We start from the raw sequence: 13,721 nt of genomic DNA, 5'->3' as shown, positions 1-13,721 counted from the left end.
GGACTACCTGGCGAGCGCCGCGACCACCCAGCGACGGGTGACGAACATGCTGTCCGCCGCCCCGATCTCGATGAGCTTGCGGGCGGCCGGGTAGGCCTCGTTGCCCTCGATCTCATAGCCGACGTCGAACGTGCCGGGCACGTCCCTGACCTCGGGCTCGCGCCGTGCCGCCGCGCCCTGGCCGCTCTGCTCGTCGGCCGTGACGGCGGCGAGCTCGGCGAGCAGCTTGCGTTGGGCGGCGGCGAGCGCCTGGCGGGGGTCGCGCGTCCGCGGCGCGGCTGCGGCGCCCTTGCCGCCCGAGGGAGGCGGTGCGATGTCGGTGCTCGGCTCGCGCGTCGTGCCGGTGGTCTCGCGCGTGGCGATCTGTGCCTGGACGACGGTCGCGTCGTTGTCCAGGACCACGCGGATGAGACCGCGGTCGGGCGTGATGACCGGTATGCCGTCGAAGACCTGCCGGAACGTCACATGGGTCTCCAGGGACACCGGCTCCCCGAGCTCGGAGCCGTCCTTCGCCCCGGAGTTCTGCATCAGGTCGTGCACGCTGTCCACGACGAGCTCGGCGCCGTCGGCGTGCCGCTCGGCGAACGTGCGCGCCGCCTCGACCGCCCGCTCCGTGGGCAGTTGCCGCAGGTTGCGGTGGTTGGCATCGGCGAGCTTGACCCACCGGATCGCGTGCGGAGCCGTGGAGACGGTCCGGTCACCGGAGGTGGCGCTGAGCACGCCCTGCCGCTCGACCTGCACCTCTTGCAGCGCCGCCGACGGGAAGTCCGCGATGCGGCCCATCCTGGTGAGCTCCTCGCCCGGGTCGCGCGGCGCGAGCTGCACGATCTGCGGGCTGTCCGGCGCCTGCGTCAGCGGCTCCCTGAGGGAGTCACGGGCGTTGAACCAGCGCCATGCGTACCAGTTGTCCGGCACGTGCTCGCGGTAGAGGGTCCGCTCGCCGTTGAGCCGGGCCGTGGCCTCGGCCTGGTTGGCGCCGACCGCGGCGACCGAGGGCGCCTGCCCCTTGTAGATGTCCCAGCTCGCGTTCAGCCACGCGTCGGTGAACGTCTGCCCGGCCCGCCACTTCTCCCAGAACTTCTTGCCGTAGTCCGGGCTGTCGATGCTGACGGTCTCGAACCCGAAGATCATGCGGAAGCCGATGTTGGGCCCCGCCCAGGTACGGATGGGGGAGTGCCCGCCGAGCACCCGGACCGAGTTGCAGGTGGACCAGAAGATGTAGTTCACCTTCTCGTTGCCCAGCGCCATCCGGTTCGAGATCGCGTCGCTGCGGCCGTCCCAGACCGCGCCGAGCGGCGCGAAGAAGACGCCGTTGCCGTCCATGCCGCCGTGGCCCGAGTGGTAGACGGCGACCACCGCGTCCATGCCGTACCGGTCCTGCCAGTTGTCGTACGTCTCCTCGTACGCCCACACCTGCGCCCCGCCGTCCGCGAACCAGAAGTTCCGGTCGTAGAACTGCTGGAGGTAGGCGAGCCATCCGGTGGCGTCTTCGTGCGTGTGGAAGAGAGTGTTCTGGTTGACGAACCTCTGGATGCTGAAGGCCCCCCACCAGCCGAACGTCGAGTCGCGGTCACCGGCGGCCCCTGGCTTCGCGCCTTCCAGTGGAGACGGACCGCGTTCCGAGTAGTTCATGCGCATGGCCAAACCCCCTGAGTGGACTCCTCGTCCCGTGGGCGAGGGGGCCTCAAAGTGTCACCGCAGACGCGCCGTGCACAGTTGGCATTTCGGCCATAGCGGCCACGCCCCGGGACTGCCGTGGTGCCTCAGACACCCCGGGTTTCCCGGCTGGACGGCCGGGATGTGATCGGATGGGCGCACGGAAGTTCCGGGACGCATCACGGAACCGCACTGAAGGGATCTACATCGTGGCTACCACGCGCTCCGCGCACACGGTCTGGGAAGGCTCTCTGACGGAGGGCTCGGGAACCGTTACCTTCGACTCCTCCGGGATCGGGGAGCAGGCCGTTTCCTGGCCGTCCCGCGCCGAGCAGGCCAACGGCAAGACCAGCCCGGAAGAGCTGATCGCCGCCGCGCACTCCAGCTGCTTCTCCATGGCGCTGTCGCACGGTCTGACGGGCGCGGGCACCCCGCCCACCCGGCTGACCACCTCAGCCGACGTCACCTTCCAGCCGGGCACCGGCATCACCGGCATCCACCTCACCGTCGAGGGTGAGGTGCCGGGCCTCGACGAGGCCGCGTTCACCTCCGCCGCCGAGGACGCCAAGGCGAACTGCCCGGTGAGCCAGGCCCTGACGGGCACGACCATCACGCTGTCGGCGAAGCTCGCCTGACGTACTTGCGTACGGCTTTACGCCATTTTCCGGCCGTGCCGCCGTCCTCCGGGGCGGCGGCACAGCCATGGGCGGCATTGACAATATGCCGCTCAAGTTTTGTGATGGAGGTCGAAGTACGCCGGGAAACGGGCTCGCGGTGGAAGGGGACTGGACATGGCACGTGCAGTCGGGATCGACCTCGGTACGACGAACTCGGTGGTGGCCGTCCTGGAGGGCGGTGATCCCACGGTCGTCGCCAACGCGGAGGGAGCGCGCACCACACCGTCGGTCATCGCCTTCGCGAAGAACGGCGACGTCCTCGTCGGAGAGGTCGCCAAACGGCAGGCGGTCACCAACGTGGAGCGCACCGCACGCTCCGTCAAACGGCACATGGGCGACGGGAGTTGGCGGTTCCCCGAGGGCGGGTCCGTGGACGGCACCCGGTACACCGCGCAGGAGCTGTCCGCCCGCGTCCTGCAGAAACTCAAGCGTGACGCCGAGTCCTACCTGGGCGAGGACGTGACGGACGCGGTCGTCACCGTCCCCGCGTACTTCGACGACACCCAGCGCCAGGCCACCAAGGAGGCCGGTGAGATCGCGGGCCTGAACGTGCTCCGCATCATCAACGAACCGACGGCCGCGGCCCTCGCGTACGGCCTCGACAAGGGCGACGACCAGACGGTCCTCGTCTTCGACCTCGGCGGCGGCACCTTCGACGTCTCGCTCCTGGAGATGGGCGAAGGCGTCATCGAGGTGAAGGCCACCAACGGCGACACGAAGCTGGGCGGCGACGACTGGGACCAGCGCATCGTCGAGTACCTGGTGCGGCAGTTCAAGAACGCGCACGGAGTGGACCTCGGCAAGGACAAGATGGCGCTGCAACGCCTGCGCGAGGGGGCCGAGAAGGCGAAGATCGAGCTGTCGTCGTCGAGCGAGACGGACATCAACCTGCCGTACGTCACGGCGTCGGCGGACGGCCCTCTGCACCTGGCGGAGAAGCTGACCCGCGCTCAGTTCCAGGAGCTGACAGCGGACTTGCTGGAGCGCTGCCGCGGCCCCTTCCACCAGGCGGTGAAGGATGCAGGCATCAAGCTGTCGGCCGTCGACCACGTGATCCTGGTGGGCGGTTCGACGCGGATGCCCGCCGTGACGGAACTGGTCAAGGAACTCACCGGCAGCGAACCGCACAAGGGGGTCAACCCCGACGAGGTGGTGGCGCTCGGCGCGGCGCTCCAGGCCGGTGTGATCAGGGGCGACGTGAAGGACGTGCTGCTCCTGGACGTGACGCCGCTGTCCCTCGGGATCGAGACCAAGGGCGGCATCATGACCAAGCTCATCGAACGCAACACGACCATTCCCACCCGGCGTTCGGAGACCTTCTCGACCGCCGAGGACAACCAGCCGTCGGTCGGCATCCAGGTCTTCCAGGGGGAGCGGGAGATCGCCGCGTACAACAAGAAGCTCGGTGTCTTCGACCTCACCGGACTGCCCCCGGCGCCGCGCGGCGTGCCCAAGATCGAGGTCACCTTCGACATCGACGCCAACGGCATCATGCACGTGTCCGCCAAGGACGAGGCGACGGGCCGCGAGCAGCGCATGACGGTGACGGGCGGCTCCGCGCTGCCCAAGGACGACATCAACCGCATGGTGCGGGAGGCGGAGGAGCACGCGGAGGAGGACCGCAAGCGGCGCGACGCCGCCGAGACCCGCAACCAGGCGGAGCAGCTCGTCTACCAGACGGAGCGGTTCATGCGGGAGAACGAGGAGCGGATCCCCGCGGACACCAGGGCCGAAGTGGGCGCGGCGGCAGAGGAGTTGAAGGGCATCCTGAAGGACAGGCCCGACGACACGGCGGCACTGCGCACGGGCGTGGAGAAGCTCGGCTCGGTCAGCCAGCGGATGGGGCAGGCCATGTACGCGGCTGCCGGCGAGGGCGCACAGGAGCAGGAAGCTCCGGGGCCCCCTCCCGAGGACGGCGTGGTCGACGCGGAGATCGTGGACGACGAGAAGCCGGGGGAGCCCGGGAAGGGAGCGGGGGAGTAGCGCACCCGGTCACGACCCCGTCTTCTCCCACCCCCGCCGCTCCGGACGCGGTCCCACCCGGCGGGGGTCCTTGCTCCGGTACACCACGTACGGGCGGAACAGGTACTGCACGGGTGCGCTGAACATGTGCACGAGCCGCGTGAACGGGATCAGCGCGAACAGGGCCATCCCCACCACAGCGTGGATCTGGTAGAGGACGGGGACGCCCGCCATGAGATCCGTGTCCGGCTGCAGGGTGAACAGGCTGCGTGCCCAAGGGGCGATCGACTCGCGGTAGTTGTAGCCGTCACCCGACGCGTGCGTCAGCTTGGCCACCATGCCGAGCACGATCGCCGCGAACAGCACGAGATACATCAGCTTGTCGTTGGCCGTCGTCGCCCGGAACACCGGCGCGTTCGTCCGCCGCCGGTAGAGCAGCAGCAGGATGCCGAGGACGAGCAGGACGCCCGCCGCCGTGCCCCCGTACAGCGAGAACAGGTGGTACGTGTGCTCCTTCACGCCCACCTTCTCCGTCCACGACTCCGGGACGAACAGCCCCACCAGGTGCCCGACGAGCACGAACAGGATCCCGTAATGGAACATCGGTGACGCGATGTTCAGGAGCTTCGACTCGTACACCTGCGAAGAGCGCGTCGTCCAGCCGAACTTGTCGTAGCGGTAGCGCCACAACAGGCCCGCCACGAGCAGCACGACGGCCACGTACGGGATGACGCCCCAGAGCAGTGTTCTCATCAGTGCTCCCCGATCAGTGCGAAGGGTTCGAGGCCGACGTCCTCCCGCGGCGGCCCCGAACGGGCAAGCGCCTGCGCCGCCGCCCGGTCCTTCGGCGAGGGCCCCGGCAGCGTCGCGCACACCGCTTCGAGGATGGGCGCGTAGGGCGTGCCGAAGTCGGTGAGGGCGAGCCGCAGCAGTTCGAGGCCCGGCCGGTTCTCCTCCAGGAGGACCGGCCCCGCGTGCGCCGAGAACTCCAGGACGGCGGGCAGGAAGTCCGGCAGCTCCTCGCCGGTGAACTCCATGCCGTGCTCGCGGTAGACCTCCTTGAAGCGCACCAGCGCCATCCCGCGCCGCCGCGTGTCACCGTCGCGCCACCAGCTCAGGTACAGGCTGTGGCGGTTCTTGAAGTCGAAGACCTGGACGTAGTGCGCGGCGAGGTCGGACGGATCGGCCGCCGCCGCATGCGCCAGGAAGCCGCCCAACTCCGGTGCGGCAGACGTCAGTTGCGGCAGCAGGCAGCGGAACCCCTCGTCCGGGTAGGACAGGCAGTGCGCGGCTGCCTGGTAGAGCACGGCGTTCTCGCTCACAGGGTGTCCTTCTCGGAGGCGGGGGGCTGCTCGTCGGCGGTCTGCCGGTGCCGCAGCGCGTGGAAGTTCTCGATGGTCACCAGCGGCAGCTGCCTGCGGCCCGAGTCCTGCCCGAAGGGGCCGTCGCCGCCCATCCCAGGACCGTCCTCGTAGTCGAGGCTGCACGAGTCCGGCAGCGCGGACTCCTCCAGGCGCTGCGCGTCACCGACCGCGGCGGTCGGGATGACGTAGCGGTCCTCGTACTTGGCGATGGCGAGCAGCCGGTACATCTCCTCGATCTCCTGGCCCGACATGCCCACGGCCTCGGCCACCGAACTGTCCGGCCGGTCACCGAGGTTGATGGCCCGCATGTGCGCCCGCATCGCCGCCAGCTTCTCCAGGGAGGACCGCACCGGGCCCATGTCGCCTGCCGTGAAGATCTCCGCCAGGTATTCGAGCGGGATGCGCAGGGTGTCGATCGCGCCGAAGAGGTTGTCCAGGTCCTCGCCGTCGTGCCCGGTCTCGCTCAGCGCGTCCACGACCGGCGAGAGCGGCGGGATGTACCAGACCATCGGCATCGTCCGGTACTCCGGATGCAGCGGAAGCGCCACCTTGTACGTGCTGATCAGCGCGTGCACGGGGGAGCGTCGCGCCGCCTCGATCCAGTCGTGTCCGATCCCGGCCTTCTCGGCCTCGCGCCGCACCTCGGGGTCCTCCGGGTCGAGGAACACCCCCAACTGCGCCTCGTACAGCGCCTTGTCGTCCTTGACGGACGCCGCCTCGGTCACCTTGTCGGCGTCGTAGAGGATCACGCCGAGGTAGCGCAGGCGCCCCACGCACGTCTCCGAGCAGACGGTGGGCAGCCCGACCTCCAGGCGCGGGTAGCACATCGTGCACTTCTCGGCCTTGCCGGTGCGGTGGTTGAAGTACACCTTCTTGTACGGGCAGCCCGTCACGCACTTGCGCCAGCCCCGGCAGGCGTCCTGGTCGACCAGGACGATGCCGTCCTCCTCGCGCTTGTACATCGCCCCGGACGGACAGGACGCCACGCACGCCGGGTTCAGGCAGTGCTCGCAGATCCGCGGCAGATAGAACATGAAGGTCTGCTCGAAGGCGAACTTCACCTTCTCGGCGGCCTTCTCGCGCGTCTTGGCCACCATCGGGTCGAGATCGCCGTACTCCGTCGCGCCGCCCAGGTTGTCGTCCCAGTTCGACGACCACTCGATCTTCATGGGCTTGCCGCTGATCAGCGAGCGCGGCTCGGCGACCGGGTAGTCGTCGCCCAGCGGGGCGTCGGTGAGGTTCTTGTACTCGTACGTCCAGGGCTCGTAGTAGTCCTTGATCTCCGGCAGCTTGGGGTTGGAGAAGATCTCCAGGAGGGCCTTGATCCGGCCGCCGTTCTTGAGCTTCAGGGCGCCCCGCTTGTTCAGCTCCCAGCCGCCGCGCCACTTCTCCTGGTCCTCGTAGCGGCGCGGATAGCCCTGGCCGGGCCGGGTCTCGACGTTGTTGAACCAGACGTACTCCATGCCGTCGCGGTTGGTCCACGCCTGCTTGCAGGTGACCGAACACGTGTGGCAGCCGATGCACTTGTCGAGGTTCATGACCATCGCGATCTGTGCCATGACGCGCATGTGTCAGTACTCCACCTTCTGCGAGCGGCGGCGGATGACCGTCACCTCGTCGCGCTGGTTGCCCGTCGGGCCCAGGTAGTTGAAGGCCCACGACAACTGGGCGTAGCCGCCGATGAGATGGGACGGCTTGAGGATCAGACGGGTCAGGGAGTTGTGGATGCCGCCGCGCTTGCCCGTGGTCTCCGCCTTGGGGACGTTCACCGTGCGTTCCTGCGCGTGGTGCATGTAGACCGTGCCGGCCGGCATGCGGTGCGAGACGACCGCCCGTGCGACCACCACGCCGTTGCGGTTGACCGCCTCGATCCAGTCGTTGTCCTGCACGCCGATCGCGTCCGCGTCCTGCGGCGCCATCCAGATGCACTGGCCGCCCCGGGAGAGCGACAGCATGAAGAGGTTGTCCTGGTACTCGGAGTGGATGGACCACTTGTTGTGCGGGGTGAGGTAGCGGACCGTCACCTCCTTTTCGCCGTCCGGGCCAAGCCGTGGTTCCCCGAAGAGGCGGTTCATGTCCAGGGGCGGCCGGTAGACGGGCATCGCCTCGCCCAGCTCGTGGATCCAGTCGTGGTCGAGGAAGAAGTGCTGGCGCCCCGTGAGCGTGTGCCACGGTTTCAGGTGCTCGGTGTTGAGCGTGAACGCCGTGTAGCGCCGGCCACCGGCCTCGCTGCCCGACCACTCGGGCGAGGTGATCACCGGCACGGGCGCCGCCTGCGTGTCCGCGTAGGTGATGCGCTTGCCCTCGTGCTCGGCCGCCAGGTGCGCCATCTCCTGGCCCGTGCGCTCCTCCAGGGTGTGGAAGCCCTGCGTGGCCAGGCGGCCGTTCGTCGTGCCGGACAGGGCGAGGATGGTGTTCGCCGCCTTGACCGCCGTGTCCATGGCGGGGCGCCCGTCGGCGGGGCCGCCGCGCACGACGCCGTTGCGCTCGCGCAGCTCGTCGACTTCCTGGTCGGGCCGCAGCGCGATGCCCTTCGCGGGCAGGCCCAGCTTCTCCGCCAGCGGGCCGAGCGCGGCGAACTTGGCGCCGATCGCCGTGTAGTCCCGCTCGACCACCGTCAGGCCCGGCATGGTCTTGCCCGGGATCGCCTCGCACTCGCCCTTGCGCCAGTCCAGGACGACACCGCCGGGCTGGGCCGTCTCGCCGGGGGTGTCGTGCTGAAGCGCGGTGGCCACGACGTCCTTGCGTACGCCGAGATGGTCCACGGCCAGCTCGCTGAGCCGGTCCGCGATCGCCTTGAACGCGTCGAAGTCGGTGCGCGCCTGCCAGGGCGGGTCGACCGCGGGGGTGAAGGAGTGGACGTAGGGGTGCATGTCCGTGGAGGACAGGTCGTGCTTCTCGTACCAGGTCGCCGCGGGCAGGACCACGTCCGAGAGCAGCGTCGACGACGTCTGCCGGAAGTCCAGCGAGACGAGCAGATCGAGCTTGCCCTCCGGGGCCTCGTCCCGCCACGTCACCGTCGAGGGCCGCTCGTCCGGCGACGCCTCCTCCGCACGCAGCGAGGAGTGCGTGCCGAGCAGGTGCTTGGTGAAGTACTCCGCGCCCTTCGCGGACGAGCCGAGCAGATTGGCCCGCCACAGGGTCAGGACGCGCGGCCAGTTCTCCGGGGCGTCCGGGTCCTCGCAGGCGAAGTTGAGCGTGCCCGCCTTGAGCTCGTCGACGACGTTGGCGACCGGGTCACCCGATGCGCCTGAAGTGTCGCCCAGGTCAAGGGAGTTGCGGTCGAACGTCGGATACGAGGGCATCCAGCCGGTGCGCGCCGAAAGGGCCAGGCAGTCCGCTCCCGTCATCCCCGCGAACCGTCCCTCGCCAAGGGGTGACGCGAGCACGTCAGCGGCGAACTTGTCGTAGCGCCACTGATCGGTGTTCAGGAACCAGTACGCGGCGCCGATCATCTGCCGCGGCGGCCTGCTCCAGTCGTTGGCGCTGGCCAGCGTCGCCCAGCCGGTCGCGGGACGGCACTTCTCCTGCCCGACGTAGTGCGCCCAGCCGCCGCCGTTGCGGCCCTGGCAGCCGGTGAGCTGGAGCAGAGCCAGGAAGGCGCGGTAGATCGTCTCGGAGTGGAACCAGTGGTTGGTCCCCGCCCCCATCAGGATCATGCAGCGCCCGCGCGACTTCTCGGCGGTCCGCGCGAACTCCCGCGCGATCTTCACCGCCTTCGCGGCCGGGACCGAGGTGTGCGCCTCCTGCCAGGCCGGGGTGCCGGGTGCGTCGGCATCCTCGTACGAGGAAGGCCACTCGCCCGGAAGGCCCTCGCGCCCGACGCCGTACTGCGCGAGGAGCAGGTCGAAGACCGTCGTTACCAGCGGACCGTCCTGCCCGCCGAGGCGCGTGGCGGGCACCCCGCGGCGGACGATCTCACCACGCCCCTGACCGTGTGTGCCGCCCTCGGTGTCGAAGCGCGGGAGCAGCACCTCGACGCCGGTGGAGACATCGGAGCCGTGCAGGGTCAGCTGCGGCTTGATGTTGCCGAGCTCCAGATTCCACTTGCCCTTGCCGGAGTCGGTCCAGCGGAAGCCGAGCGAACCGTTCGGCACGGCGGGCTGCCCGGTGTTCTCGTCGAGGACCGCCGTCTTCCAGTCGCCGCCCTCGCCGCTCTGCCCGAGGTCGGTGGCGCGCAGGAACTTCGCCGGGACGTACGCGCCGTCCCGCTCGGTCAGCGTCACCAGGAAGGGCAGGTCGGTGAACTTGCGCACGTAGTCGGTGAAGAAGTCCGTCTGCCGGTCGACGAAGAACTCCTTGAGGATGACGTGGCCCATCGCGATGGCCAGCGCGCCGTCCGTGCCGGGGTGCGGGTGCAGCCACTCGTCGGCGAACTTGGCGTTGTCGGCGTAGTCGGGCGCGACGACCACGACCTTCTGGCCGCGATAGCGCGCCTCCGCCATCCAGTGCGCGTCCGGCGTCCGCGTCACCGGGACGTTCGAGCCCCACATCATCAGATACGCGGCGTCCCACCAGTCACCCGACTCCGGTACGTCGGTCTGGTCGCCGAACACCTGCGGCGAGGCCACCGGCAGGTCCGCGTACCAGTCGTAGAACGACAGCATGGGCGCGCCGATCAGCGACATGAAGCGGGCGCCCGCCGCGTGCGACACCATCGACATCGCGGGGATGGGGGAGAAGCCCGCGACCCGGTCCGGGCCGTGCGTCTTGATCGTGTGGACGTGCGCCGCCGCGATGATCTCGACGGCCTCGTCCCAGGTCGCCCGCACCAGACCGCCCTTGCCGCGCGCCTGCTGGTACGTCCTGCGCCGCTCCGGATCGCCCTGGATGTCCGCCCAGGCGAGCACCGGGTCCTTGAGCCGGGACTTCGCCTCGCGGTACATCTCCAGGAGCACGCCCCGCAGATACGGATAGCGCACCCGGGTCGGCGAGTACGTGTACCAGGAGAACGCGGCGCCGCGCGGGCAGCCGCGCGGCTCGTACTCCGGCCGGTCGGGGCCGACGGAGGGGTAGTCGGTCTGCTGGGTCTCCCAGGTGATGATGCCGTCCTTGACGTACACCTTCCAGCGGCAGGAGCCCGTGCAGTTCACGCCGTGCGTCGAGTTCACGACCTTGTCGTGGCTCCACCGGTCCCGGTAGAAGGCGTCCGCGTCCCGACCGCCGACGAGTCCGATGCTGTGCAGGTCGGGGGCGGCGGTGCCGCGGCGGAAGAACTTCCCCGCGCGCAGCAGCGCGGCGCCGGGCTCGGTCGTCTCTGTCACGCTTGAGCTCCCTAGGTCTGCCTTTCAACGAACCTAGGCCCGGGGCAGCGGGGGCACACGGCGGCGACCGCCGTACGGGTTGTGCGCGCACCACCCGTGGCCGGCCGGGGCGCCGCCCTTACCTCTGACGTAATCGACCCCTGCTCGCGCGACCGGCACCGTGGTCCTCACGGATCCGGTCCGGCGCACTCCGGCCCGGATCCGGCTCCCTTCCCTTACGCAGCCTGGAGGCCGGACCCCATGTCAACGTACTCCGCACGCCCGCTCACCGCACTGGCCCGCACGAACGACCCGAAGACGATGCTGCGCCGCTTCCTCGCCCTGGACGCGGTGGTGACCACCGGGAACGGACTGGCGTACGCCGTCGCCCCGGGCCCCCTCGGCCGCTTCCTCGGCGTCGACGCGGGGCTCCTGCTCGGCCTCGGCGTCTTCCTCACGCTGTACGGCGCGGGCGTCGGCTACCTCGCGGCACGCAAGAGCCCGCCCACGCTGCCCGTCCGGGGGGTGATCGAGGCGAACGCGGCCTGGGCGGTGCTCAGCGTCGTCGCCCTGGTCACCTGGCTCTCGCCCAGCACCGCGGGCGCCGTGTGGATCCCGCTCCAGGCGGTGGCCGTAGGGGGCTTCGCCGCTCTGCAGTACGCGGCGCTGCGGGCAGCGCGGTATTAGGGACCGCGCGGTACTGACCCTAGGAAGCCGACTGGAGGTACTTGACCGTCGCCGGGTCGGCCGGCAGGAGCGTCTCGATGGCCAGTTCGGCGACCGTCACGTCCATGGGGGTGTTGAAGGTCGAGATCGACGAGATGAAGGAGAGCAGATGCCCGTCGTGCTCGATGCGCAGGGGCAGCGCGAAGTAGGGCACGCCGCTCTGCGGCCCGTCTGCCTCGAACACGTCGACACCGGGATCCGCCACCGGGTACGCCGCCACCTCCTCGTACACCGCACGGAGACCGGCGGACCGCTGCAGTGCGATCTGCCGCTCCATCTGGTGCAGCAGGTGCCCGCGCCACTCGCGCAGGTTGCGGATCCTGGGGGCGAGGCCCTCCGGGTGGAGCGTGAGCCGCATGGCGTTCAGCGGCGGTTGCAGGAGGTGCTCGGGGATGCCGTCGAGGATCATCGTGATGCCCTGGTTCGCGGCGATCACGTCGTACGTCGCGTCGACGACCAGGGCGGGATAGGGCTCGTAGCCGCGCAGGAGCTGCTCCAGGCCCTCCCGCAGGGCGCCCATCGAGGGGTCGTCCATCGGGGTCTCCCGGAAGCGGGGCGCGTAACCGGCCGCCAGAAGCAGCGAGTTGCGGTCCCGTACGGGGACGTCGAGGTGCTCGGCGAGGCGCAGCACGATCTCCTCGCTCGGGCGCGACCTGCCGGTCTCGATGAAGCTGATGTGCCGCGCCGACGAGTCGGCGCGCAGGGCCAGCTCCAGCTGGCTCACCTTGCGCCGCTCGCGCCAGCCGCGCAGGAGCGGGCCGACGCCGGTACTTTCCCTGGTGGACACGGCAGTTGTCATACCCAGACAGTAATCGAAGGCATACGCGATTCGCCGGGTCCGCGGCGAGGGAGGGTGACCGGTCGGCGGCCTGATCAGGGCTTCGCGGGGGCCGATGTGTCAGGCTGAGGGGCACAGGTTCACATGTATGCCGCACGCACGCCGCAGGGCACACCGTATGCACGCCGTACGGAGAGGAAGGGACGCGTCATGTCAGTCGAACCGCTGTCGCAGAAGGACATCGAGGAGCGGCTCGCCGAGCTGCCCGGCTGGTCGCTCGAAGGCGACCGGATCACCCGCTCCTTCCAGCTCGGCTCGCACTTCGCGGCGACCGCGATGGTCGTCCACATCGCACAGATCCAGGAGGAGCTGGGCCACCACTCCGAGCTGACGCTGGGCTACAACACCGTCTCCCTGTCCGTGAACACGCACAGCGCGGGCGGCGCCCTCACCGCCCTCGACTTCGAGCTGGCGGGCAGGGTCGAAGAGCTGGCCGTCGGGCACGGGGCGGTCTGAGCGCGGATGCTGGACTACGGCAAGGAAGCCGACCGCTATGACGCGTCGCGCGGCGGCGCGCCGCGAGCCGACGCCGCTGCCGACGCGGTCCGCGGCCTCCTGCCGCCGGACGCCCGCACCCTCCTGGACGTCGCCTGCGGCACGGGCCTGGTCACCCGGCGTCTTGCCGGGGCGGGCCTTCGGGTGACCGGAGTGGACTCGGCGCACAACATGGCGCGCATGGCGTCGGGACGGCTGCCGGGCGCCATCGTACTGGGCGACAGCCGCAGTCTCCCGTTCCCCGACGGCTCGTTCGACGCGGTGTGCGCGGTGTGGCTGCTCCATCTGCTGTCCGGCGCCGAGGACGCGGCGGCGGTCGTCGCCGAGTGCGCCCGGGTACTGCGGCCCGGCGGCATGTTCGTCACGACCGTCGACAAGGCCGCCGCGCACGACGTGGGCAGCGACATCGACGCCGTGCTCGCGCCGCGCCCGGTGCGCCCCGCGGCCGACCGCGCCCAGGCCGTCGAGACGTACGCGGCGGCGCGGGGCCTGACACCGGCCGGCAGGTCCCGGTTCCAGGGTCACGGCCAGGGCCGCACGCCCCGGTCCACGGTCGAGGACCTCCACCGGGGCTGGTTCACGCAGATCCCGCCGGACGGCCCCCTGGCCGCACGGCTCGTGGAGGGACTCGCGGCGCTACCGGACCAGGAAGTACGGCGCCCCGACCCGCGGTTCACTCTCATGTCGTTCCGGAAGCCGTCGACCGCGTGAACGACATCGTCCAGTTGACCAGGCGCGGACATCGAAGTAATCGAACCCC

Annotated in this window: 11 protein-coding genes; 5 read left to right on the top strand and 6 right to left on the bottom strand. The window is 70.0% G+C overall.

What is annotated here, in order from left to right; all coding sequences use genetic code 11:
• Window positions 1-3: 3 nt before the first annotated feature.
• Entirely contained in the window at window positions 4-1,638 is a 1,635-nt protein-coding gene (locus tag OG302_RS09230; RefSeq protein ID WP_371526320.1) for a DUF6345 domain-containing protein, read from the bottom strand.
• Window positions 1,639-1,865: 227 nt separating this feature from the next.
• Between OG302_RS09230 and OG302_RS09225 the strand changes: the two genes are divergently transcribed.
• Together OG302_RS09225 and dnaK are read left to right on the top strand one after the other, a co-directional pair.
• Window positions 1,866-2,291 (top strand): OsmC family protein, encoded by a 426-nt coding sequence (locus OG302_RS09225; RefSeq protein ID WP_365816075.1) that lies wholly within the window; start codon window positions 1,866-1,868, stop codon window positions 2,289-2,291.
• Between the two features lie 156 nt (window positions 2,292-2,447).
• A complete protein-coding gene (gene dnaK / locus OG302_RS09220; protein ID WP_371526319.1) occupies window positions 2,448-4,316 on the top strand; it encodes a molecular chaperone DnaK in 1,869 nt (622 codons plus the stop codon).
• A 9-nt stretch (window positions 4,317-4,325) separates the two neighbouring features.
• Here dnaK and narI read toward each other — a convergent pair whose 3' ends face one another.
• From narI to OG302_RS09200, 4 genes are read right to left on the bottom strand one after another with little or no spacing between them, the layout of a single operon-like run.
• Window positions 4,326-5,048, bottom strand: coding sequence for a respiratory nitrate reductase subunit gamma (gene narI, locus OG302_RS09215; protein ID WP_361830211.1), 723 nt, complete (start codon window positions 5,046-5,048; stop codon window positions 4,326-4,328).
• On the bottom strand, window positions 5,048-5,617 hold the full coding sequence (gene narJ, locus OG302_RS09210) for a nitrate reductase molybdenum cofactor assembly chaperone (RefSeq protein ID WP_371526318.1): 570 nt from the start codon (window positions 5,615-5,617) through the stop codon (window positions 5,048-5,050). The genes narI and narJ overlap by 1 nt, the downstream gene beginning before the upstream one ends.
• Window positions 5,614-7,227: a nitrate reductase subunit beta gene (gene narH / locus OG302_RS09205; protein WP_371526317.1), complete on the bottom strand. Its 1,614-nt coding sequence runs from the start codon at window positions 7,225-7,227 to the stop codon at window positions 5,614-5,616. The genes narJ and narH overlap by 4 nt, the downstream gene beginning before the upstream one ends.
• Before the next feature lie 3 nt (window positions 7,228-7,230).
• Window positions 7,231-10,923, bottom strand: a complete 3,693-nt coding sequence (locus OG302_RS09200; RefSeq protein WP_371526316.1) for a nitrate reductase subunit alpha — start codon at window positions 10,921-10,923, stop codon at window positions 7,231-7,233.
• A 240-nt stretch (window positions 10,924-11,163) separates the two neighbouring features.
• On the opposite strand from OG302_RS09200, the gene OG302_RS09195 reads away from it, so the two are divergent.
• On the top strand, window positions 11,164-11,589 hold the full coding sequence (locus OG302_RS09195; protein WP_371526315.1) for a hypothetical protein: 426 nt from the start codon (window positions 11,164-11,166) through the stop codon (window positions 11,587-11,589).
• Between the two features lie 19 nt (window positions 11,590-11,608).
• Here OG302_RS09195 and OG302_RS09190 read toward each other — a convergent pair whose 3' ends face one another.
• Window positions 11,609-12,427, bottom strand: coding sequence for a helix-turn-helix domain-containing protein (locus OG302_RS09190; protein ID WP_371526314.1), 819 nt, complete (start codon window positions 12,425-12,427; stop codon window positions 11,609-11,611).
• A gap of 189 nt (window positions 12,428-12,616) precedes the next feature.
• Here OG302_RS09190 and OG302_RS09185 point away from each other — a divergent pair, with 189 nt between their 5' ends.
• Both OG302_RS09185 and OG302_RS09180 read left to right on the top strand, forming a co-directional pair.
• Complete coding sequence (locus OG302_RS09185; RefSeq protein ID WP_371526313.1) at window positions 12,617-12,922, top strand: 4a-hydroxytetrahydrobiopterin dehydratase; 306 nt, start codon at window positions 12,617-12,619, stop codon at window positions 12,920-12,922.
• Between the two features lie 6 nt (window positions 12,923-12,928).
• Entirely contained in the window at window positions 12,929-13,672 is a 744-nt protein-coding gene (locus tag OG302_RS09180; protein WP_371526312.1) for a class I SAM-dependent methyltransferase, read from the top strand.
• The last annotated feature ends 49 nt before the right edge of the window (window positions 13,673-13,721 follow it).

Origin of the sequence: Streptomyces sp. NBC_01283, from assembly GCF_041435335.1 — a bacterium.
Taxonomy (GTDB): domain Bacteria; phylum Actinomycetota; class Actinomycetes; order Streptomycetales; family Streptomycetaceae; genus Streptomyces.
The sequence above is the reverse complement of the archived record's forward strand: the minus strand, read 5'-3'. Positions and strand labels throughout refer to the sequence as shown.